The sequence below is a fragment of the Pseudonocardia autotrophica genome (assembly GCF_003945385.1).
Taxonomy (GTDB): Bacteria; Actinomycetota; Actinomycetes; order Mycobacteriales; family Pseudonocardiaceae; genus Pseudonocardia; species Pseudonocardia autotrophica.
Map to the genome: position 1 here is coordinate 5,998,766 of NZ_AP018920.1, position 21,583 is coordinate 6,020,348.

18 protein-coding genes are annotated in these 21,583 nt (G+C 72.4%); 2 read left to right on the forward strand and 16 right to left on the reverse strand.

Features of this window, described 5'->3' with window-relative positions:
• Nucleotides 1–36 precede the first annotated feature (36 nt).
• Genes Pdca_RS27750 through Pdca_RS27760 form a run of 3 tightly spaced genes read right to left on the reverse strand, consistent with a single transcriptional unit; the run spans nt 37 to nt 2,268 of the window.
• A complete protein-coding gene (locus tag Pdca_RS27750; RefSeq protein WP_085912874.1) occupies nt 37–801 on the reverse strand; it encodes an ABC transporter permease in 765 nt (254 codons plus the stop codon).
• The gene (locus Pdca_RS27755) at nt 798–1,781 is read right to left on the reverse strand and encodes an ABC transporter ATP-binding protein (RefSeq protein ID WP_085912873.1); all 984 of its coding nucleotides are present in this window, start codon (nt 1,779–1,781) and stop codon (nt 798–800) included. Before Pdca_RS27755 ends, Pdca_RS27750 begins: the two co-directional genes overlap by 4 nt.
• 10 nt (nt 1,782–1,791) lie before the next feature.
• Complete coding sequence (locus tag Pdca_RS27760) at nt 1,792–2,268, reverse strand: MarR family winged helix-turn-helix transcriptional regulator (protein ID WP_085912872.1); 477 nt, start codon at nt 2,266–2,268, stop codon at nt 1,792–1,794.
• Nucleotides 2,269–2,566: 298 nt separating this feature from the next.
• On the opposite strand from Pdca_RS27760, the gene Pdca_RS27765 reads away from it, so the two are divergent.
• Nucleotides 2,567–3,190, forward strand: coding sequence for an Rv3235 family protein (locus tag Pdca_RS27765; RefSeq protein WP_125911592.1), 624 nt, complete (start codon nt 2,567–2,569; stop codon nt 3,188–3,190).
• 8 nt (nt 3,191–3,198) lie between these two features.
• Here the strand turns inward: Pdca_RS27765 and secA are convergent, their stop codons facing one another.
• From secA to ald, 12 genes are all read right to left on the reverse strand, one after another.
• Nucleotides 3,199–6,087 (reverse strand): preprotein translocase subunit SecA, encoded by a 2,889-nt coding sequence (gene secA / locus Pdca_RS27770; RefSeq protein ID WP_085912870.1) that lies wholly within the window; start codon nt 6,085–6,087, stop codon nt 3,199–3,201.
• Between the two features lie 220 nt (nt 6,088–6,307).
• Nucleotides 6,308–6,976 carry a ribosome hibernation-promoting factor, HPF/YfiA family gene (hpf, locus tag Pdca_RS27775; RefSeq protein ID WP_085912869.1) on the reverse strand — a complete coding sequence of 223 codons (669 nt, stop codon included), beginning with the start codon at nt 6,974–6,976 and terminating at the stop codon, nt 6,308–6,310.
• Nucleotides 6,977–7,305: 329 nt separating this feature from the next.
• The gene (locus Pdca_RS27780; protein ID WP_125911593.1) at nt 7,306–8,031 is read right to left on the reverse strand and encodes a phosphoribosyltransferase family protein; all 726 of its coding nucleotides are present in this window, start codon (nt 8,029–8,031) and stop codon (nt 7,306–7,308) included.
• A 150-nt stretch (nt 8,032–8,181) separates the two neighbouring features.
• Nucleotides 8,182–9,912, reverse strand: a complete 1,731-nt coding sequence (locus Pdca_RS27785) for an LpqB family beta-propeller domain-containing protein (protein WP_085912868.1) — start codon at nt 9,910–9,912, stop codon at nt 8,182–8,184.
• Nucleotides 9,909–11,711, reverse strand: a complete 1,803-nt coding sequence (gene mtrB / locus Pdca_RS27790) for an MtrAB system histidine kinase MtrB (protein WP_085912867.1) — start codon at nt 11,709–11,711, stop codon at nt 9,909–9,911. The genes Pdca_RS27785 and mtrB overlap by 4 nt, the downstream gene beginning before the upstream one ends.
• A gap of 25 nt (nt 11,712–11,736) precedes the next feature.
• Nucleotides 11,737–12,414 (reverse strand): MtrAB system response regulator MtrA, encoded by a 678-nt coding sequence (gene mtrA / locus Pdca_RS27795; protein ID WP_085912866.1) that lies wholly within the window; start codon nt 12,412–12,414, stop codon nt 11,737–11,739.
• Between the two features lie 77 nt (nt 12,415–12,491).
• On the reverse strand, nt 12,492–13,142 hold the full coding sequence (locus Pdca_RS27800) for a dTMP kinase (protein WP_085912865.1): 651 nt from the start codon (nt 13,140–13,142) through the stop codon (nt 12,492–12,494).
• A gap of 11 nt (nt 13,143–13,153) precedes the next feature.
• On the reverse strand, nt 13,154–13,633 hold the full coding sequence (locus Pdca_RS27805) for an NUDIX domain-containing protein (protein ID WP_085912864.1): 480 nt from the start codon (nt 13,631–13,633) through the stop codon (nt 13,154–13,156).
• A gap of 82 nt (nt 13,634–13,715) precedes the next feature.
• Nucleotides 13,716–15,218, reverse strand: a complete 1,503-nt coding sequence (gene ahcY, locus Pdca_RS27810) for an adenosylhomocysteinase (protein ID WP_125911594.1) — start codon at nt 15,216–15,218, stop codon at nt 13,716–13,718.
• 288 nt (nt 15,219–15,506) lie between these two features.
• Nucleotides 15,507–16,889 carry a glutamate mutase L gene (locus Pdca_RS27815; RefSeq protein ID WP_085914777.1) on the reverse strand — a complete coding sequence of 461 codons (1,383 nt, stop codon included), beginning with the start codon at nt 16,887–16,889 and terminating at the stop codon, nt 15,507–15,509.
• 110 nt (nt 16,890–16,999) lie between these two features.
• Nucleotides 17,000–18,532 carry an amino acid permease gene (locus Pdca_RS27820; RefSeq protein WP_085914778.1) on the reverse strand — a complete coding sequence of 511 codons (1,533 nt, stop codon included), beginning with the start codon at nt 18,530–18,532 and terminating at the stop codon, nt 17,000–17,002.
• Between the two features lie 130 nt (nt 18,533–18,662).
• A complete protein-coding gene (gene ald / locus Pdca_RS27825) occupies nt 18,663–19,763 on the reverse strand; it encodes an alanine dehydrogenase (protein WP_085914779.1) in 1,101 nt (366 codons plus the stop codon).
• A gap of 158 nt (nt 19,764–19,921) precedes the next feature.
• On the opposite strand from ald, the gene Pdca_RS27830 reads away from it, so the two are divergent.
• A complete protein-coding gene (locus Pdca_RS27830) occupies nt 19,922–20,356 on the forward strand; it encodes an Lrp/AsnC family transcriptional regulator (protein ID WP_232021240.1) in 435 nt (144 codons plus the stop codon).
• Nucleotide 20,357: 1 nt separating this feature from the next.
• Here Pdca_RS27830 and manA read toward each other — a convergent pair whose 3' ends face one another.
• Nucleotides 20,358–21,581: a mannose-6-phosphate isomerase, class I gene (gene manA, locus Pdca_RS27835; RefSeq protein ID WP_085914781.1), complete on the reverse strand. Its 1,224-nt coding sequence runs from the start codon at nt 21,579–21,581 to the stop codon at nt 20,358–20,360.
• Nucleotides 21,582–21,583 lie beyond the last annotated feature (2 nt).

Sequence of the window (21,583 nt, forward strand, 5' to 3'; positions counted from 1 at the left end):
ACCGTCAGTCGGGTGCACCGTCAGTCGAGCGCACCGTCAGTCGAGCGCACGGCGGAGGAACCCGCGGATGCCGAGCAGCGTGAACAGCACGATCGCCAGCACCGGCACCAGCACACAGATCCACACCGGGATGTGCGGGACGTCCGGCACCAGCACCGCACGGAGCCCCTCGCTGACGTAGGTCAGCGGGTTCAGCGCCGACAGCACCTGGAACCAGCGCAGATCGGCGAGGGTCAGCCACGGGTACTGCACCGAGCCGGTGAACAGCAGCGGTGTGAAGATCACCGCGAACAGGATGTTGATCCGCCGCGGCGGGACGGCGGTCCCGATGGTCAGGCCCATCGCGGCACCGAGCAGTGAGCCCAGCACCACCATCAGCAGCGCCATCGGGAGCCCGGCGGCCGGCCACGACACGTCGACCATCAGCAACCCGATCGGCACCATCAGCAGGCTGGCCACCAGCCCGCGCAGGCCGGCGAAGACGATCTTCTCCACGGCGACCGCCCACACCGGCATCGGCGCCAGCAGCCGGTCGTCGATCTCCCGGGTCCACGACAGCTCGAACACCAGCGGCAGCGTGACGCTCTGCAGCGCCCCGAACAGCGCGTTCAGCGCTATCAGCCCGGGGAGCATGATCTCGCCGTAGCCCTCGGCGACGAAGCCGCCGCGGCCCAGCACGACCACGAAGACCAGCAGGAAGAAGAACGGCTGCACCAGCACCTGGGCGAGGAAGGAGGGCAGCTCCTTCCCGGTGACGAAGATGTCGCGGCGCAGCACCGCGAGGAAGGCGCGCCGGCTCACCGCAGGTCCCGTCCGGTCAGGTCGATGAAGACGTCCTCGAGCGTGGCCGACCCCATCCGCACGTCCCGGGCGGTGGCGCCGTGCCTGCCGAGCAGGTCGACGACCGGTGCCAGCAACATCGCCGGGTCGCAGACCACCGACAACCGCAGCGCGACGGTGCCCTCGGGGCCGTCGGCGCGGGCCGGCGGGATCTCCACCCGGGCGACGTCGGCCAGCCCGGCCAGCTCCGCCCGCAGCGGCTCGATGCCGTGCGGCCCCGGCTCGGCGGTGAGTTCGATGCTCCCGCTGCCGGGCAGCGAGCGGACCAGCGCCTCGGGGGTGTCGAGTGCCAGCAGCTTGCCGTGGTCGACGATGCCGATCCGATGCGAGAGCTTCTGCGCCTCGTCCATGTCGTGGGTGGTGAGCACCACCGTGATGCCCTCCTGCTGCAGGCCGAGGACGTAGTCGTGCACGAACAGCCGGGCCTGCGGGTCCAGCCCGGTCGAGGGCTCGTCGAGGAAGAGCACCTCGGGCTTGTGCATGAGCGCCCTGGCGATCATGATGCGCTGCGCCTGACCTCCGGAGAGGTCGTCGGCGACCGCCTTCGCCCGGTCGGTCAGGCCCATCCGTTCCAGCAGCTCGTCGGCCAGGCGGTTGCGCTCGGCGCGGCCGACGCCGTGGTAAGCGGCGTGGAAGACCAGGTTGTCGCGAACGCCGAGCGAGCGGTCCAGGTTCTGCCGCTGCGGCACGACGGCGAGCTTCGCGCAGACCGCGACCGAGTCGCGCAGCACGTCCAGCCCCGCCACCCGGGCGGTCCCGGACGTCGGCACGACACGGGTCGTGAGGACGCCGACGGTGGTCGTCTTGCCGGCCCCGTTCGGGCCGAGCAATCCGAAGATCTCCCCCTCGGCGACCTCGAAGGACAGGCCGTCGACCGCATTGCGGTCCGCCTTCGGATAGCGCTTCACCAGGTCGACGACCTCGACCGCGGCCCGTCCCATCAGATCCCCCTCAGAGCTTCTGCCCCCGGTGATCCTGCTCCATGGCCGCGATCACCGCGATCAGATACTCGCGGATGGCCCCGGCGTGCGCGCGCGGGGGATCCGGAACCCGCGGTGCCCGGACGGCGGAGCGGGCTGCGAGCAGCCGGCCGCGGCCGGCGTCGGTGATCACGACGCGGCGGACGCGACGGTCCGCGCGGACCGTCGCCCGCACCACGAGACCGTCGTCCTCGAGCGCGTCCAGCACCGGGGTGAGCGTGGTCGGGCCGACCCGGACGTGGGCCGCCAGCTCACGCTGGACGAGCCCGCCGGTCCCCTCGATCGCCTGCAGCACCGCGAACCCGGTGTGGGACAGGCCGTGCTCCGCGACCCGGCGGCGCCGGTACGCGGACACCCCGGCCCCGGCGCGGGTCAGCAGTTCGGCGACCGTGGTCCACCGGTCGGGGCCGGTGGGGCGGGGTGGTCGGGGGTGCGGCTCCTCGGGCATCGCGGCAGGCTAGGGCCACCGCCCCGGCCCCGGGGCCGTTCGCACCCGTCACGCTGCGTCTGCGAACGCACTCCCCCGCGCACAGCGGTGCCCGGTGCCGGAGAGCACGGAGCCGGACGGTGCGCCGTACGGGGCCGGACAGCTCGCGTCCGGACAGTGCCACAGCCGGACAGTGCCGCAGTTGGGCAATTCCGCAGCCGGACAGTGCCGTGACCGGACGATGCCGCAGCCGGACGGTGCGGGGACGAATCCCGCCCGCGCGGCCACGCCGGGCCCGGCCGCGGTGGACGCTCGACCGGTGACCGCCTCCACCCCACCGCCGTCCGCGCCCACCGTCCCCGCCCCCCGCCTGCCCCCGGCCGCCGACGACGCCCCCGGCGCGGGGGCCGGCGGTGTGCTGGTCGCCCGGACCGCGGAGGAGGTGCCGGTGGACCTGCCACCCGGCCTGGTCGTCGTGCTGCCGGGCGGGTTCCGGATGCGCTCCGGGGCGAGCCCGCGCCGGGATCCGCCCGAGCCGCCCCGGGTGCAGGTCCGGCCACCCGGGACCACCGCCCCGGACGCCGCCCGGACCAGAGCCCGGGCCGCGGAGCTGGTGCGGCTGGTCCGGGAGGTGCTCGCCGGGAACCGACCGGCCGGCCAGCTCGCCGGTGTCGCCGCACCGCCCGTGCTGCGCTACCTCCGGACAGCCCACCCGGCACCACACCGCAGGCGTCCGGCAGGCCGGGCACGGGCACCGGGCTGCGGGGCGCACCCGGACGGCCCACGCCGGGGGTATCCGCTGCACGTGGGGCAGCCGCACCCGGACGCCGCGGAGATCTGCGCGACCGTCGCACTCGCCGGCCGGGTGCGGGCACTCACGCTGCGGATCGACCGGACGGGCGGTGACACCCCCTGGGTCGTCACCGCCGCCCGGCTGCTGTGACTCCCCGATCAGCGGCGCCTGCGGTTCGCCTTCTCCGCGCGACGGCGCTCGGCGCGGTTGACGCTGCCGTCACCCGAGCCGCTGCCGTTCGGGTTCTGCGGCGCCTGGTTCTGCGGGGCCTGATTCTGCGGCGCTGCGTTCTGCGGCGCTGCGCTCCGGGGTGCGGCCGCCCGGTAGCGACCGGTCCGGCCGCCCGGTCCGGCGGCAGCACCCTCGCCCCGCCGGGCGACCCCGCCGTCCTCGCCGGGCCCGCTGTACTGCAGGTTCTGCGGCGGGGTCGTGCGGAACAGGTTCGGCAGGACGACGGTGCTCTCGCTCGGGTCCTCCGCGGGCGCCCGCCGGACCACCGGGATCTCGGTCGTCTCCGGCTCGGCCTCCTGGACCGGCGCAGCCGGCTGCTGCACCTGCACCACGACGTTGAACAGGTGCCCGATCGTCTCCTCCTTGATGCCCTCGAGCATCGCGGCGAACATGTCGTAGCCCTCGCGCTGGTACTCGATCACCGGGTCGCGCTGGGCCATCGCCCGTAGCCCGATGCCCTCCTTGAGGTAGTCCATCTCGTAGAGGTGCTCGCGCCACTTGCGGTCGATGACCTGCATCAGCACCTGGCGCTCGAGCTCACGCATCCCGCCCTGCGCGCCGATCAGCGCATCGATCTCGGCCTCGCGCCGCGCGTAGCCGTGCTCGGCGTCGGCCAGGATCTGCTTCTCCAGGTCGTCGGCGGAGAGATCGTCGAGGTCATCGGCGAGCGAGTTCGGGTCGATCGAGACCGGGTAGAGGCCGCGCAGCGCGGTCCAGAGCTTCTCCAGGTCCCAGTCCTCGGCGTAGCCCTCGGCGGTCGCCCCTGCGACGTAGCCGTGGACCACGTCCTCGAGCATGTTGCGGGTCTGGCGCTGCACGTCCTCGCCGTCGAGCACCCGCCTGCGCTCGTCGTAGATGACCTTGCGCTGCTTGTTGAGGACCTCGTCGTACTTGAGGACGTTCTTCCGGATCTCGAAGTTCTGCTGCTCGACCTGCGTCTGTGCGCTCCGGATGGCACGGGTGACCATCTTGGCCTCGATCGGCACGTCGTCCGGCAGGTTGAACCGGTTCATGATCGACTCGACCACGTGCCCGTTGAACCGGCGCATCAGCTCGTCACCGAGCGAGAGGTAGAACCGCGACTCGCCGGGGTCGCCCTGACGACCGGAACGTCCGCGCAGCTGGTTGTCGATCCGGCGCGACTCGTGCCGCTCGGTGCCGAGCACGTAGAGCCCGCCCGCCGCGCGAACCTCGTCGGCTTCGGCCTTGACCTGCTTGCGCATCCGGTCCAGGACGGCGTCCCACGCGGCCTCGTACTCCTCGCGGGTCTCGACCGGGTCGAGGCCCTGACCGCGCAGCTCCAGGTCGGCCAGGAACTCCGGGTTGCCGCCGAGCATGATGTCGGTGCCTCGACCGGCCATGTTGGTCGCGACGGTGACCGCCCCGGCGTGCCCGGCCTGGGCGATGATCGCCGCCTCCCGGGCATGGTTCTTCGCGTTCAGCACCTCGTGCGGCACGGAGCGCCGCAGCAGCAGCTTGGCCAGGTACTCGGACTTCTCGACGCTGGTCGTACCGATCAGCACGGGCTGACCGTTCGCGTTCTTCTCCGCGATGTCGTCGGCGACCGCCTCGAACTTCGCGGCCTCCGTCTTGTAGATCAAGTCCGGCTGGTCGGCGCGCACCCGCGGCCTGTTCGGCGGGATCGACACGACCGACATCTTGTAGATCTCGTGCAGCTCGGCGGCCTCGGTCTGGGCCGTACCGGTCATGCCGGAGATCTTGTCGTAGAGCCGGAAGAAGTTCTGCAGCGTGATCGTCGCCAGGGTCTGGTTCTCCGGCTTGATCTCGACGCCTTCCTTGGCCTCGATCGCCTGGTGCATGCCCTCGTTGTAGCGACGCCCGGCGAGCACCCGGCCGGTGAACTCGTCGACGATCAGGACCTCACCGTTCGAGACGATGTAGTCCTTGTCCTTCTTGAACAGCTCCTTCACCTTGACGGCGTTGTTCAGATAGCCGACCAGCGGGGTGTTCGCGGACTCGTAGAGGTTGTCGATGCCGAGCTGGTCCTCGATCAGCGCGACACCCTCCTCGGTGATGCCGACGGTGCGCTTGCGCTCGTCGACCTCGTAGTGGATGTCCTTGGAAAGCATCGGCGCGAGCCGCGCGAACTCCTGGTACCAGCGGGCGCTCTGCTCGGCCGGACCGGAGATGATCAGCGGGGTGCGCGCCTCGTCGATCAGGATCGAGTCCGCCTCGTCGACGATCGCGAAGTTGTGGCCGCGCTGGACCATGTCCGCGACGTTCCACGCCATGTTGTCGCGCAGGTAGTCGAAGCCGAACTCGTTGTTCGTGCCGTAGGTGACGTCGCAGCCGTACTGCTCGCGGCGCTGGACCGGCGTCATCTCCGACAGGATCACGCCGACGGTCAGACCGAGCCAGCGGTGGATCCGGCCCATCGTCTCGGAGTCGCGCTTGGCGAGGTAGTCGTTCGTGGTGACGACGTGCACGCCTTTGCCCTCGAGGGCGTTGAGGTAGACGGCCAGGGTCGAGGTCAGGGTCTTGCCCTCACCGGTGCCCATCTCCGCCACGTTGCCCAGGTGCAGCGCACCGGCACCCATCAGCTGCACGGTGAAGGGCCGCTGGCCCAGCGTGCGCTGAGCCGCCTCACGGACCGTCGCGAACGCCTCGGGCAGCAGGTCGTCGAGGGTCTCGCCATCGGCGAGCCGCTGCCGGAACTCGTCGGTCTTCGCGCGCAGCTGCGCGTCGGTGAGGCCCTCGAACTCGGGCTCCAGACCGTCGATGTGCGCGGCGATCTTGCCGAGCCGCTTCACCAGCTTGGTCTCGCCGGCCCGGAGGAGTCGACTCAGGAAGGGCACTGCCGACCTCATTCACGTTCGCGGTCAGGACACGGGACGGGTGTCACTCACCGGACGAGGTCACACCGCCCCGATGCCATGGTACGGGCCCGTCGTCGCGCGTTCCGCGCCGCTTCGGCGAGGCCCCTCCCGCCGCGACCGGCGGCAGCGCACGGGGCTCACCGCGGCACCGCCGGGCGCGGGTGCCGGCCGCGGACGGCCGGGCACCCGCGCCGAGCGGTCAGCCGCCGAGCCGGATCACTCCGTAGTCGTAGCCGTGCCGCCGGTAGACCACCGAGGCATGGCCGGAGTCGCTGTCGGAGAAGAGGTAGAAGTCGTGACCGACGAGCTCCATCCGGGACAGCGCCTCGTCGACCGTCATCGGGTCCGCCTGGTGGGTCTTCTCGCGTACGACGCGGCCGGGCACGTACTCCGCGGCCCACTGCTCCTCGAGCCGGTCGAGCTGCTCGCGCTCGGTGCCGGGGAGGGACTCGCCGTGCGAGCGGGGTCCCGGGATCGTGTCGGTGGTGGGCGGTGCCGCTTCCATCAGCGCGACGGCGGAGGCGTCCGCGGCGACCCTGGAGGCGTGCACGCGGTCGCGGCGGCTGGGCTTGCGGCGATCGTGCGAACGGCGGAGCCGCTCGGCGAGCTTGCTGACGGCCATGTCGAGGGCGGCGTAGAAATCGGGCGCCGAGGCCTCGGCGCGGGCGACGGCACCACAGCCGCCGCGACCGGTGATCTCCACCCGCTGGCAGGATTTCTGCTGTCGACGGTTCGGTTCGTGGAAGAGCTCCACCTCCATCCCGACGATCTTGTGGTCGTGGCGTTCCAGACGGGTCAGCTTCTCTTCGACCAGACCGCGGAAGTGGTCCGGCACCTGGACGTTCCGGCCGGTGACAACGATTTCCACTCGGACATCCCTCGCTTCGCCTCGTGCTGAACCCGGGTCTCGACGACGGCCCCGGGGGTGGGCTATCAGTCGTTCCTCCTGGTGTGCTATCGGGTCGGAGTTCATCGGACGTTATCGGGAAATCTGCCGACGGGACAGGCCGCTCGTCGACCCGGAAGCGGGACGTTCGACCCGGAGGTGGCCCCGCTCCGCGACGACGACGCGGCAACCGGGTGATATCCGGCCGTGACCTGGCGCACTCACCGGCGGCCCGCCCGGCGCGACGGATCCCGCCTGCGACACGCGGCCGTCCGGGTGCACATCAGAACTCCGAATGGGTGTGATGGTCGTCACTCTACAGCGCCGCGTGTGGTGGCGTCGGCCAGCAGCACCGACCCGACCGGTTCACATCCGAGCCCGCGCAGGACCCGCCGGCAGGCCCGCAGCGTCGAGCCGGTGGTCACCACGTCGTCGACCAGCACCACCGGAGTCCCGGGTCCCGGCGGGTCCGGCGGGACCGTCCGCCACCCGCGGCCCGCCGGCTGCAGTGCCGCGGCCAGGTTGGCTGCACGGGCTGCGGCGTCCAGCCCGACCGAGTCGCCGGCCCGCCGGGCGAGTGCGAGGAGCGGGGCGGTGTGGGCCGGCAGCCCGGCCGCTGCGAGTCGCGGCTCCAGCGCCCGGCACAGCCGCAGGACATGGTCGCCACCGCGGGCCCTGGCCGCAGCCGGACGAGACGGAGCGGGTACCAGCCGGACACCGCCGGGAACCCGCGTTGCCGACGCCGGCAGCACCACCGCGACCGGAGACACCAGCAGCCCGGCGAGGTCCGCTGCGAGATCGCGACGACCGCGTTCCTTGTAGGCCAGCAGCGCGCGGCGCAGCGGCCCCCGGTAGCGCCCGGCCACCGCGACCCGCCCGGCGCCCGGCACCGCGACCGACCACGGCCCCGCGGTGCTCTCCGCGCAGGCCGGGCACCAGCCGCCGCTGCCGGGTGGACCAGCGCCGCAGCCGCCGCAGGTCCGCGGGAACAGCAGATCGAGCAACGATGCCAGTGGTGACGGAGCCGCAGCGGTCATGGACGGGATGCTGCCCGACACCGCCGGCCGCGAGCCGTGGATCGGCCCCCGGCGGGCCGAGTTGTCCACATGTGCGGGATCCATCCACAGATCACGGATCAGCGCTGCGCGGGCCGTCCGCCGGCAGCCACGCTGGTCCCGGACGCCGGATCAGCCCGGATAGAACGGCCGGGCTCCGGTGGAGGCGCCCACCGTCTGCCGCCAGGCGTCCAGGTCACCGCCGGTGTAGCTCCACAGGCCGGTCCGGTCGGTGACGTAGATCGGCCGCCCGGGAGCGGCCGCCACCGCACGCAACGGGGAGGTGAGGTTGGTGCCCGGTACCGGGTCCAGGGTCAGGCCGTCGATCGTCACGAGTGCCACCGGGCGGTCGGTGTCGGCCGCGACGGCGAGCTGCTCGCTCGACCGCCAGTCGACGGCCACGACGTCCTGCAGTTCGTTCGGGCGCAGCTCACGCAGCGGTCCGATCGCGGCCTCGCCGTTCTCGCCGGGCACCACCGGCCCGACCAGTGCGACGCCCCCGGCGACCACCGCGATCCGGCCGCCCTCCCGCGAGTGCGCCACGTCCCTGATCTCGCCGAGCCCGTCGAGCGGGCCGATGTCCAGCGGCGCATCGACCGGCGGGCCGGTGGCCGGGACCAGCACCCGGCGCAGCCTGCCGTCGGCGACCGCCCAGATCTCGTCGCCCGCGCCGTTCCAGCTGAGCGAGGTCACCTCCGCCCCGGAGACCGGGGTGGCGGTCAGCTCGCCGGCCATCGGGCCGGTCAGCAGCCGTTGGGTTCCGGTCTCCTCACGGGAGACGACCGCGATCCCGTCCCCGCGCGCCGAAGCCGCCGCCTCCACCACGTCGAACGAGCCGTTGCCGGCCTGTCCCGGCACCGGTCTCTCCTGGCCGCCGTCCGCCAGCTGCCGCACCCGTCCACCGTCGACCACCAGCGGGAAGGCCGGGAGCCGGTCGGGGGTGGAGACCAGGCCGGCGACGTCGTCGCGGGTGATCTCGGGCTGGTCGGGCAGCAGCGGCTCGCCGTCGGACAGCACCCGCACCCGCGGCACGCTGACCTCGGCCAGCGTGAGGGCGACCTGCGCGGCGAGCAGCCGCCGGTCGGCCACCGACAGTCCGGACACACCGGTGAGATCGACGACGCTGGCCCCGTCCGGCGACTCGGCGACGGCCGAGCGCAGCCGGGCGGTCGCCGGGAACATCGTGACCGCCGCCCCGGCCAGGCCGGCCGACGGCCCGCCCAGCAGCACCTCGGTCGCCCGGGATGCCAGCTGGATCGGCCGGGTGCTGGGGATGTAATGGGTATCGGACATCAGCGTGCCGCGCTGCGGGTCGGCGAACCACGCACGCAACGAGCGGTAGTTCGTCCGGAAGTCCGACAGCCGGACCATGACCCCCGGCGGTGGGCGGTCGATCCGCCAGTGGTCCTCCTGTCGGACGACCCCGATGTCGATCTCGACTGGTTCGGCGGACGTCTCGAACGCGCCGGAGGGGCTGACCGTGCCGAGCCGGGTGCCGCGCAGCCGCACCACCGCCCGGTCCCCGCCCTGCTCGGCGCTCTCGGGGGCGAACACCGTGTCGAAGCGCTCGGTGAGCACGGTCAGCGAGGCGCCGTCGTCCCAGTCCGCGGCCGGGGCGGCGAGGTAGCGGCGAGCCGAGGCGTGCCGGTCGTCCGGCCGCCCGGAGGCGTAGACGAACTCGCGGACCAGGCCGAGCGGATCGGCGTCCTCGATCGGGCCGTCCGGCACCGCGGCTCCGGTGTCCCCGGTCTGCCGCAGCACCTGCACGGAGGAGTGGTCCGGCACGCTCGCGCATCCCGCGAGCACCACCAGGCTGATCAGCATCCCCAGTCCGCTGCCGAACCGGCGCAACAACGGGCTCACCGCTCCACCCCCGGGTCGGTGATCGCCCGCTCGGCGGGCAGCACCGGGGCCACCTCCGCCGACCGGAGCTGCCGGCCGTCGTCGTCGCGCATCGGCCGGGCCTCGTCCCGGCGCGCGACGACGCCGCGGGGCGGGGTCGGGACCGAGCTGCCGGGGCGTCCGTCGCGGCGCGCGGCGTCGCCGTCACCCGACGGCGGGCCGAGCGGCAGCGGAGAGGCGGAGATGTGACCGCCGACCTGCCGGGGCAGGGTCAGCCGGAATGCCGATCCGCTCCCGGGCTCGCCCCACGCCTGCAGCCAGCCGCCGTGCAGCCGGGCGTCCTCGATGCTGATCGACAGGCCCAGTCCGGTGCCGCCGCTGCGCCGCGCCCGGGACTCCTCGGCCCGCCAGAAGCGGTTGAACACCAGGTCCGCCTCCCCGGGCCGCAGGCCGACTCCGTGGTCGCGCACCAGTACTGCCACCGACGCGGGGTCCCCCGCCATCGTCACCTCCACCGGTCGGCCCTCGCCGTGATCGATCGCGTTCGCCACCAGGTTCCGCACGATCCGCTCGACCCGCCGCGAGTCGGCCTCGACGTACTCCCCCGCGGGCAGGTCGAGCACCAGCTCGGTACCGGCGTCGGTGGCCAGCCCACGCACGGCACCGACGGCGCGCTGCACCACGGCCGACAGGTCGATCTGCTCGGCACCCAGCTCGGCGACACCGGCGTCCAGCCGGGAGATCTCCAGCAGATCGGCGAGCAGCTCCTCGAACCGGTCGAGCTCGGTGACCAACAGCTCGGAGCTGCGGCGCAGGGCAGGCAGCAGCTCGTCGCGGGATGCGTAGAGCACGTCGGCCGCCATCCGGACCGTCGTCAGCGGTGTGCGCAGCTCGTGGCTGACGTCCGAGGTGAACCGGCGCTGCAGCGCACCGAACTCCTCCAGCTGCGCGATCTGCGCGGCGAGGCTGCCCGCCATCTCGTTGTAGGACTCGGCGAGCCGCGCCACCTCGTCCTCGCCGCGCACGGCCATCCGCTCGTCGAGATGGCCGCCGGCGAACCGCTCCGCCACGTCGGCGGCGTGCCGGATCGGCCGCACCACCTGCCTGGTCACGAGACTGGCGATCGCCGCGAGCAGGACCAGCAGCACCAGTCCACCCACGATCAGCGTGCTCTGCACCAGGTTCAGCGTCAGTCGCTCCCCCTCCAGCGGGAAGAGCAGATAGAACTGCAGGTCCCGGCCCGCGGTGGAGACCGGCTGCCCGATCACCAGCGTCGGCACCCCGTCGACGGTCGTGTACTGGCGGCTCACCCCGCCCTCGGCGACCGTGGCCCGCTGCTCCGGGGTGACCTCGTCCACCGGGCCGGAGGAGATCTCGGGGCCGTTGCCGATCCCGCTCGTCAGCGCCGCCCGGAAGTCACCGGCCGTGGACGTGCCGGGCGAGGAGTCCTCGGTGTTGGTCAGCCGCTGCAGCGCGGCGTTCAGGATCTCCTGCGCGCCCTCACGGTCCGGATCGACGCCGGAGAGCTCGCCCTCGAGCACCACCCGGCCGGTCTCGGCCTGGACGAGCGCGCCGTTGATCTTGCTCTGCAGCAGCCGCTCGGCGATCTCGCTCTGCAGCACGAGGCCCAGCACGAGCACCACCGCAGAGGACAGTGCGAGCGTCGAGACCACGACCCGCAGCTGCAGCGACCGCCGCCAGGAGGCGGCCACCAGCGCGCCGAGTTCGTGCGCCTGGGCCCGCAGCGGGGCGAGTCCCCGCACGAGTCGTGCGACGCCGGGCAGCCGGACGAGCCGGCGCCGGATCCCGAGCCGGCTCATCGCTTCCGCACCCGGGGCCCGCCGCTCACGGAGGCCCGGCCTTGTACCCCACCCCACGAACGGTCAGGACCACCTCGGGGCGCTCCGGGTCGCGCTCCACCTTCGAACGGAGGCGCTGCACGTGCACGTTCACCAGCCGGGTGTCGGCAGCGTGCCGGTAGCCCCAGACCTGCTCGAGCAGCACCTCACGGGTGAACACCTGGCGCGGCTTGCGGGCGAGCGCGACCAGCAGGTCGAACTCCAGGGGGGTGAGCGCGATCGGCCGGCCGGACCTGGTCACCTGGTGCGCGGGCACGTCGATGTCGATCTCGCCGATCGACAGCTGCTCGGCGGGTTCGGACTCGTTGCGCCGCACCCTGGCCCGGATCCGGGCGACCAGTTCCTTGGGCTTGAACGGCTTGATCACGTAGTCGTCGGCACCCGACTCGAGGCCCAGCACCACGTCGACCGTGTCGCTCTTCGCGGTGAGCATGACGATCGGGATGCCGAACTCCGCCCGGATGGCCCGGCAGACGTCGATGCCGTTCATCCCGGGCAGCATCAGATCGAGCAGGATCACATCCGGCGGGGAGTCCCGGACGGCGGGCAGCGCCCGGGTGCCGTCGGAGACGACAGCGGTCTCGAACCCCTCGCCCCGCAGCACGATGGTGAGCATCTCGGCCAGGGCCGGGTCGTCGTCGACCACCAGCACGCGCGACTTCATGCGTCCCAATATCCCACCCCGGCTCCGGAGACCGAGCGGGGAGGGCCCGTCCGCGCGCCGCCGGAGGGTGGGAACCGCTACCCGGGGCCGTCGAGCAGCAGCCGGGCCAGCGCCGGCGCAGGATCGGGCCCACTGCCGTCGACGACCGTCCACGGGCTCAGCCAGCCCGCACCGGCGAGCTGCCGGTAGACCGCGTCGGTGCGGGCCTGCAGGGCATCGTCGCTCTCGTAGGCGTCCCGCTCGCGGCCCGGTTCGGTGAGTTCCCGGGCACGGGCGCGCTCGGCGGCCACCTCGCGGGGCGGTGCGAGCAGCAGCTGGTGATCGGGAACCGGGAGGTCGAAGCGCTCCACCTCCAGCGCGCGCACCCATTCGACGACCTCACCGTGGGCGTCCTGCCCCAGCCGGGCGGCGTTGTAGGCGGCGTTCGAGGCGACATACCGGTCGACCAGCACCACGTCGTGCGTGGCGAGATCGGTGCGCAGGGCCGGGATGGCCGCGCGCCGGTCGAGCGCGAACAGCACCGCCATCGCGTGCACCGAGGAGGCCAGATCGCCCATCCGGCCGTAGAGCGCGTCGCGGGCCAGTTCGGCGTGCACGTCGTCGTCGTAACGGGGGAAGGCCGTGGAGCACACGGTGCCGCCGGCGGCGGACAGCTCGGCGGTCAGCCGCGCGGCGAGGGTGCGCTTCCCGGCACCGTCGAGACCCTCGATGACCACCAGCCGTCCCACGGGCGCAGAGCCTATCCGGTGCCGAGCAGGCCGACCCGCGGCCAGCTCGTCGCGAAGCCGGGATGCAGGGCCAGCTCGTCGAACCGGTCGGTGCGCACCCAGCGCAGCTCGGTGCTCTCCTGCCCGCGCACCGTCACCGGTGGCGCGGCGGGCGCCCGGACGACGACGGTGGTGTAGGTCCAGCCGCCGTGGTCGTCGACGAACTCGTCGAGATGCCGGACCGACGCGGTGTCCAGCGAACTCTCCTCGGCGGCCTCACGCAGCGCGGCCGCCCGGGCGGGCTCGCCGCGGTCGCGGGCGCCGCCGGGGATGCCCCAGGTCCCACCGTGGTGGCTCCAGGACGCCCGGTGCTGCAGCAGCACCCGGTCGACGCCGGGCGGGTCGGTGTCATCGCGGTGCCGGACGAGCAGCCCGGCCGCACCGAAGCGGCCCCAGTGCCGGTGGCCGGCGGCGCAGTGCACCCAGCCGTCCCCGGAACCGATCTCGATCATCGTCACCGACTTCTGTACAGATGCCGGCGGCGCGGTGGCCGTGCACGGCCACCGCGCCGCCGGTCGGGAGAGCGGAAAGTGCTCAGTAGCGGTAGTGCTCGGGCTTGTACGGGCCCTCGACATCGACACCGATGTACTCGGCCTGGTCCTTGGACAGCGTGGTCAGTTCCCCGCCCAGTGCCAGCACGTGCACCTTCGCGACCTTCTCGTCGAGGTGCTTCGGGAGCCGGTAGACGTCCTTGTTGTACTCGTCGTGCTTGGTGAACAGCTCGATCTGGGCGATCGTCTGGTTCGCGAACGAGTTCGACATCACGAACGACGGGTGCCCGGTCGCGTTGCCCAGGTTCATCAGCCGCCCCTCGGACAGCACCAGGATCGTGTGCCCGTCCGGGAAGATCCACTCATCGACCTGCGGCTTGATGTTGACCTTGTTGATGCCCGGGATCCGGCCCAGCCCGGCCATGTCGATCTCGTTGTCGAAATGACCGACGTTGCACAGGATCGCCTGGTGCTTCATCTTCGCCATCAGCTCGGTGGTGATGATGTCCTTGTTCCCCGTCGTGGTCACCACCACGTCCGCCGAACCGATGACGTCCTCCACCCGGGCCACCTGGAAGCCCTCCAGCAACGCCTGCAACGCACAGATCGGGTCGATCTCCGACACGATCACCCGCGCACCCTGACCCGCCAGGGCCTCCGCACAGCCCTTACCGACGTCGCCGTAACCGGCCACCACCGCGACCTTGCCGCCGATCAGCACATCGGTGGCGCGGTTCAACCCGTCGAGCAACGAGTGCCGGATGCCGTACTTGTTGTCGAACTTCGACTTCGTCACCGAGTCGTTCACATTGATCGCCGGGAACAACAACTTGCCCTGCTCAGCCAGCTGGTAGAGCCGGTTCACCCCGGTCGTGGTCTCCTCGGTGACCCCACGGATGTCGGAGTTGATCGTCGTCCAGCGCTTCGGGTCCTCGGCCAGGCTGCGCCGCAGCGTGTCGAACACCACCCGCTCCTCGTCCGAGACGCTCAGGTCGTCATCGGCGAAGCTCGGCACCACACCGGTCTGCTCGAACTCCACACCCTTGTGCACCAGCAGCGTCGCGTCACCACCGTCGTCGAGGATCATGTTCGGCCCCACGACGTTGCCGGCCTCATCGGTGAACTTGAACAGCTGCTCGGTGCACCACCAGTAGTCCTCGAGCGACTCGCCCTTCCAGGCGAACACCGGCACACCCGCCGGCTTCTCCGGCGTGCCGTGCGGACCGACCACCGTCGCCGCCGCCGAATCATCCTGGGTGGAGAAGATGTTGCACGACACCCACCGCACATCAGCCCCCAGGCTGACCAGGGTCTCGATCAACACCGCGGTCTGGGTCGTCATGTGCAGCGAGCCCGCGATCCGGGCACCGTGCAACGGCTTGGCCTCAGCATACTCCCGACGCAGGTCCATCAGACCCGGCATCTCGTTCTCGGCCAGCCGGATGTCCTTACGCCCGGCCTCGTGCCCGCCGATGTCGGCGATCGCGAAGTCGAGTCCGTTCAGGTTCTGCAGCTTCGGGTGGCCGGTGGTCTGGGATGCGGTCATGGGGTGGGTGCGCCTCCTCGGGCGATCGGGTCGTACTCGTCCGGACGGCCGCGCAGGGGGTGTGGGCGAACAGGACCAGGACGGGTCACGTCGCCCTCCCTCCTCGTCGGAGACAGGCGCCCTTTCCTCGTCCGTGGCGGGTCGGGCCCGAGCGTGGCGGATCGTGCCCGGCTGCTCACGCAGCCGAGCGGTTCACCGCTGCAGCGCCTCTCGGCACCCGACTCTCTCGCGGGCTCCATCGTTCCCAGGCACCCGGTGGGTGTCAACCGCTCCGGACGCCGGTGACGATCATCCCAGCAGCCGCTCGGCGAGCAGCGCGCCCGCTGCGCGCTCGCGTCCGTGCGCGGCCAGCAGACCGGCCGGGGCCAGCACGGATTCGCTGTCGATCTCGACGTCGACCTGCGCAAGAGCCGCCGTCAGCGCGGGATCGTGGCGCACCGTCGCGGCGACCGCGGCGAGCCCGGCCGGGTCCCGCTGCCGGAACACCCCGCCGGTCAGGACGACGAGACCGATCTCACGGTCTCCCGCCGCCCGTTCCGCGGGCGACGGTCGCCCCGCGCCGGATCCGGGCAGCCCCGGCATGCCTCCCGGGTCCGACGCGTCGATCCGGCCGGTATAGCGCAGGTGCCGCCGCAGCGCGACGACGGCGGCCACCGCGGCGAGCCGGCGATCCTCCGCCGCGGCACCCCGGTCGGCCGGGACCGCGGCCCCGGAGGCGGCGAGCGCGGCGACCGCCGGGCCGAGCAGGTCCGCCTCGACCGGATCGACCAGACCCTCGGTCTGCCCCTCGACGAGGACCCCGGCGGCCCCGTCCCGGACCCCGAGATCGCCCTCGACCGTCATCACGGTGGGCGCGGGGTGGTCCGCTCCGTCCGGCCCGCAACCGTGCACGTCAGTGGTGGCCGACCCGACGTCCACCACCAGCACCCCGGTCCCGCTCAGCCGGGCCAGTGCCCGCGCGCCGTCCGCGACGGCGACCGGCGTCCGGCTACGGGCCTGCTCCCCCGGGCGCCGCGGACGGGCCCCGAGCGCCTGCCGGGCATACAACGCGGCGACGGCGTCGCGCACCGGGCCGGGCACGATCTCCCCCGGCCGGGGCGTCGGGTTCGGGCAGGACTGCACGGTGCGCCCGCCGGCCCGGAGCAGGTTCAGCGCGTCGTCACGGGCGGAGGGATCGACCGCGAGCAGCACCGGCCACCGGCCCCGGGTCCTGGCCAGCCGGCCGGCGTTGTGCAGGAGCACTCCTGGGTCCTCGCCGTCCGGCCCGCCGAGCAGCAGCACCGCACCGGGCTGCTGGGCGGCGAGCTCGCGGACCGCACTTCCCTCCAGCGGCCCGGTGTGCACGCCGACCAGCCGGGCCCCGGCGGACCGGCAGACCCGGTGCCCGGCCTCGACCGTGGAGAGCCGTTCGGCCCCGACCACAGCGAGCCGCAGCGGCCCGCCCGCCGACGAGCAGGCCAGCACCTGCGGTGTGGGGCCGGCACCGCGCCCAGCCGATGCCGCCGCGGCGGCCACCGCGGCATCGACGCCCTCGTGCAGGTCGGAAGTGGTGGGATGCTCCGCGAAACCGGCCGCGGTGCCGTCCGGCAGCACCAGCACCGCCTTCGTCCAGGAGGAGCCGACGTCGAGACAGACCGCGGGAGCGGACGGATCGCCGGTCGGATCGGTCATGAATCGCGAGCGTACTGCCACCGGATGATCACGGACAGTGTCTGATGTCCGCGGAGAAATCCGGCTGCCTCAGCCGGCGGCGGTCCGCCTCGCGGCACGCCGGCCCGGGCCTACTCCGAGGTCGCCTGCGCCGGGAGCTCGCCCCGCTCCCGCCGCCCGAGCACCGAGTTCTTCCGCGAGTACGCGAAGTAGATCACCACACCGATGATCATCCAGAGCACGAACCGCAGCCAGGTCTCCACCGACAGGTTCAGCATCAGCCAGACGCAGGCGAGCACCGCCAGGATGGGCACCAGTGGCACCAGCGGCGTGCGGAAGCCGCGCGGCAGGTCCGGGCGGGTGCGGCGCAGGATGACCACGCCGACCGAGACGAGCACGAACGCGAACAGCGTGCCGATGTTGACCATCTGCTCCAGGTCGTCGGCCGGGAAGAAGGTCGCGACCAGGGCGATCACGGTGCCGATCAGCCAGGTGGCGCGCCCCGGGGTGCCGAACCTGTTGGTCTTCGCGAGGCCGGTCGGGAGCAGGCCGTCGCGGGACATCGCGAAGATGACCCGGATCTGGCCGAGCATCAGCACCATGACCACGGTGGTGAGGCCGAGCAGCGCGCCGAGGGCGATGATCGTCGCCGCCCAGTCCACGCCGAGCGAGGCGAACGCGGTGGCCAGGGTGGCCCGGGTGCCGTCGGGCTGAGTGGCCAGCTCGGTGTACGGGACCATCCCGGTGATCACCAGGGCGACCGCGACGTAGAGCACGGTGACGATGGCCAGCGAGCCGAGGATGCCCCGCGGGAGCGCCTTGGCCGGGTTCTTCGTCTCCTCCGCGGTGGTGGCGACGGCGTCGAACCCGATGAAGGCGAAGAACACGATCGCAGCCGCGGCGAACACCCCGTAGACACCGAACACGCTCGACGAGGCGCCGCCGAAGAACGAGAGCAGCGACTGCTGGATGCCGGTTCCGGTCTCGGTGGTGCCGGACTCCGGGGAGGGCACGAACGGGGTGTAGTTCGCGGCGTTGACGTAGAACAGCCCGAGCACGATCACGAACAGCACGATCAGGACCTTGATGGCGGTGATCACCAGGCTGACCCGGCTGGAGAGCTTCGTGCCGCGGTAGAGCAGGAACGCCAGCGCGACGACGAGCAGCAGCGCGCCCCAGTCGAAGGAGAAGAACCCGCCGAGGTCGAACGACGTCGACACGTCGGCGCCGAGCAGCCCGAGTGTCTGGGACAGGTACTCCGACCAGCCCTTCGACACGTACGCCGAGCCGACCGCGAACTCCAGCACCAGGTCCCAGCCGATGATCCAGGCGATGAACTCGCCGAAGGTGGCGTAGGAGAACGTGTAGGCGCTGCCCGCGACCGGCACGGTGGAGGCGAACTCGGCGTAGCAGAGCGCCGCCAGGCCGCAGGCGACCGCGGCCAGCACGAACGACAGCGACACCGCCGGCCCGGCGATGTTGCCCGCCGTACTCGCGGCGAGGGTGAAGATGCCGGCGCCGATGACCACCGCGACGCCGAAGACGATCAGGTCGATCGTCCCGAGGTCCTTCTTGAGCCGGGTGCTCGGTTCGTCGGTGTCCCGGATGGACTGCTCGACCGTCTTGGTGCGGAACATCCCGCCACCACGGCTCGTGACCGTCATGGGCGGTGAAGTTACGACCGCGGACAGCCTTGCGTCACGCATCGGGACCCAGATTTAAGGTCACAATGAGATTGCGTGGCGGAATGTCGCATTTGTCCCCTGACCTGCGGGAACGATGCCCCGACCGGGGTCATCGACTCCCGAGCGGCAGCCCGTGCGCGGCGGCGACCTCGGCGGAGAGCAGCTCGCCCCGATGCGTGGACAGGCCCGCGGCGAGCACCGGGTCGGCGGCCGTCGCGGCCTCCCAGCCCTCGTCGGCCAGCCGCAGCAGGTAGGGCAGCGTGGCGTTGGTCAGCGCCCGGGTGGAGGTGTGCGGCACCGCACCGGGCATGTTCGCGACGCAGTAGAAGACGGTCCCGTGTACCGGGTAGGTCGGGTCGGCGTGCGTGGTCGGGCGCGAGTCCTCGAAGCACCCACCCTGGTCGATCGCGACGTCGACCAGCACGGCACCCGGGCGCATCCGGGCGACCAGCTCGTTCGGGACCAGGGTCGGCGCCTTCGCGCCGGGCACCAGCACCGCGCCGATCACGAGATCGGCCTGCGTCACGGCCTCGCGCACGGCGAGCTCGGTCGAGTACACCGTGCGGACCCGGCCCGCGTAGCGGTCGTCGATCGCGCGGAGCTTGTCGACGTCGATGTCCAGGACGGTCACCCGGGCCTGCATGCCGGCCGCGACGGCGATCGCGTTCGCACCCGCGACCCCCGCACCCAGCACGACGACATCGGCCCCGGGAGCCCCCGGGACGCCGCCCATCAGCACGCCGCGGCCGCCGGCCGAGCGCATCAGGTGGTAGGCGCCGGCCTGCGGTGCCAGCCGGCCCGCGACCTCGCTCATCGGGGCGAGCAGCGGCAGCCTGCCGTCCTCGGTCCGCACCGTCTCGTAGGCGATCGACGTGGCGCCCCCGGCGAGCAGCGCATCGGTGCACGACCGGGACGCGGCCAGGTGCAGGTAGGTGAACAGGGTCAGGTCGGGCCGCAGGAAGCCGTACTCGGACTCGATCGGTTCCTTCACCTTGAGCAGCAGCTCGGCGGCGTCCCACACCTCGGCGGCGCCGGCGAGGATCTGCGCTCCGGCCTCCTTGTAGTCCGCGTCCGCGATCGCGGAGCCGGCACCGGCGTCGTGTTCGACGACGACCTCGTGCCCGCGCCGGACCAGTTCGTGCACCCCGGCGGGGGTCAGTGCGACCCGGAACTCGTTGTCCTTGGTCTCCTTCGGCACTGCGACGCGCATGTCTTGCTCCTCACCTCGACTGCGGTAAATGGTGAAGAAGAAGCGGTAGGCTGCCAACAACTACGACGAAGATTCTTGGAGCAGCCGACGTGAGTGAAGATTCTTCAGTCGAGTCCCTCCGTCGGGCGGCCTGGCCGAATGACGTTCGACTCGACGCCGTGGATCGCGCGCTGCTGCGGCTGCTGGAACACGACGCCCGCACCCCGAACAACGCGCTCGCCACCGCCGTCGGGATCGCGCCCTCCACCTGCCTGGGCCGGATCCGGGCACTGCGCGAGCGCGGGGTGATCCGCGGATACCACGCCGACGTCGATCCGGCCGCCACCGGCAACCCGCTGCAGGCGATGATCTCGGTCCGGCTGCAGGCCGACGCCAGGGACCGGCTGGACGAGTTCGTCGCCCGGGCGTCCGGGCTGCCCGCGGTGCGCGACGTGTACTTCCTGGCCGGCGACGACGACTACATGATCCGGGTCGCCACCGCCGACACGGTGGCGCTGCGCGAGCTGGTCGGCGCGCTCAACTCCTGGACCGAGGTCGCCGGCACCCGGACCTCACTGATCTTCGAGCACCACCGGGCACCGGACACCTACTGAGCTACAGGCCGTCGCTCGCGAGGAAGACGGTGGCACCGTCGTCGCCCGTGGTGAGCACGGCGCCGGCATCGGCCGCGGCCAGGTACACCGACCCGCCCCGGGGCAGCTCCAGCACCTCGCCGTGCGCCTCGAGCGCGGCGCTGCCCGAGGTGCAGAGCAGGATCCGGGCTCCCACCCCGGGGACGTCGAGCTTGTCCCGGCCACCGGTGTCCGCGCGGCGCAGCAGGAACTCCTGTACCCCGACGTCGTAGCGGTGCCAGCCGTCGGTTCCAGGATCCGGCCGTGCGGGGCGCACCGGCGGCGGCGGTGCCGCGAAGTCCAGCACCCGCAGCAGCTCGGGAACGTCGACGTGCTTCGGGGTCAGGCCACCGCGCAGCACGTTGTCCGAGTTCGCCATCAGCTCCATGCCGGCGCCCGACAGGTACGCGTGCAGGTTCCCGGCGGGCAGGTACAGCGCCTCGCCGGGCTGCAGGGTGATCCGGTTGAGCAGCAGCGCGGCCAGCACGCCCGCGTCGTCGGGGTAGCGCTCGGAGAGGTCCAGCAGCGTCCGGGCCTCGGCGGCGAACCGTTCGCCGTCGCCGGACCGGGCGGCCAGCAGCCGCACGGCGCCCTCCTGCAGGGCCGGGACCAGGCCGTCGAGCACCGACTGCGGCAGCGTGATCCAGGTCGTGAACAGCGCGCGCAGGCCGTCCGAGCAGGGCTGTCCGGCGAGCAGCTCGGTGTAGGACGCCAGCTCGGGCACGTCGAGCGCGCGCAGCAGCTCGACCGTGCGGGACGGCTCCCGGAAACCGACCAGCGCGTCGAACTCGGTGAGCGCGCAGAGCAGCTCGGGCTTGTGGTTGGGGTCGCGGTAGTTGCGGTTCGGCGCGTCCACCGCGATGCCCGCAGCGTTCTCCCTGGCCCATCCCTCCCGGGCCTGCTCCAGGCTCGGGTGCGCCTGCAGGCTCAGTGGCTCCTCGGCGGCGAGCACCTTCAGCAGGAACGGCAGCCGCCCGGCCCACCGCTCCCGGCCGGGGCCGAGCGCGGCCACCGTGTCCTGGCCGATGAGCTCGTGCAGCGGGCGTCGCGCGGCGGGACCGCCCACCGTCGACGGTGCGGCCGGGTGCGCGCCGAGCCACAGCTCCGCCTGCGGGTGCGGGGACGGAACCGGCCCGCCGATCAGGTCGGCGATGACGGTCCGCGACCCCCAGGCGTAGGTCCGGATCGGGTTCTCCAGCAGTTCCACGG

Coding starts and splice junctions, on each gene's coding strand:
- ahcY (WP_125911594.1), bottom strand. CDS start 15,218: ATGACCGCATCCCAGACCACCGGCCACCCGAAGCTGCAGAACCTGAAC.
- Pdca_RS27805 (WP_085912864.1), bottom strand. CDS start 13,633: ATGATCGAGATCGGTTCCGGGGACGGCTGGGTGCACTGCGCCGCCGGC.
- Pdca_RS27820 (WP_085914778.1), bottom strand. CDS start 18,532: ATGACGGTCACGAGCCGTGGTGGCGGGATGTTCCGCACCAAGACGGTC.
- mtrB (WP_085912867.1), bottom strand. CDS start 11,711: ATGAGCCGGCTCGGGATCCGGCGCCGGCTCGTCCGGCTGCCCGGCGTC.
- Pdca_RS27780 (WP_125911593.1), bottom strand. CDS start 8,031: ATGACCGCTGCGGCTCCGTCACCACTGGCATCGTTGCTCGATCTGCTG.
- ald (WP_085914779.1), bottom strand. CDS start 19,763: ATGCGCGTCGCAGTGCCGAAGGAGACCAAGGACAACGAGTTCCGGGTC.
- Pdca_RS27815 (WP_085914777.1), bottom strand. CDS start 16,889: ATGACCGATCCGACCGGCGATCCGTCCGCTCCCGCGGTCTGTCTCGAC.
- Pdca_RS27755 (WP_085912873.1), bottom strand. CDS start 1,781: ATGGGACGGGCCGCGGTCGAGGTCGTCGACCTGGTGAAGCGCTATCCG.
- Pdca_RS27760 (WP_085912872.1), bottom strand. CDS start 2,268: ATGCCCGAGGAGCCGCACCCCCGACCACCCCGCCCCACCGGCCCCGAC.
- mtrA (WP_085912866.1), bottom strand. CDS start 12,414: ATGAAGTCGCGCGTGCTGGTGGTCGACGACGACCCGGCCCTGGCCGAG.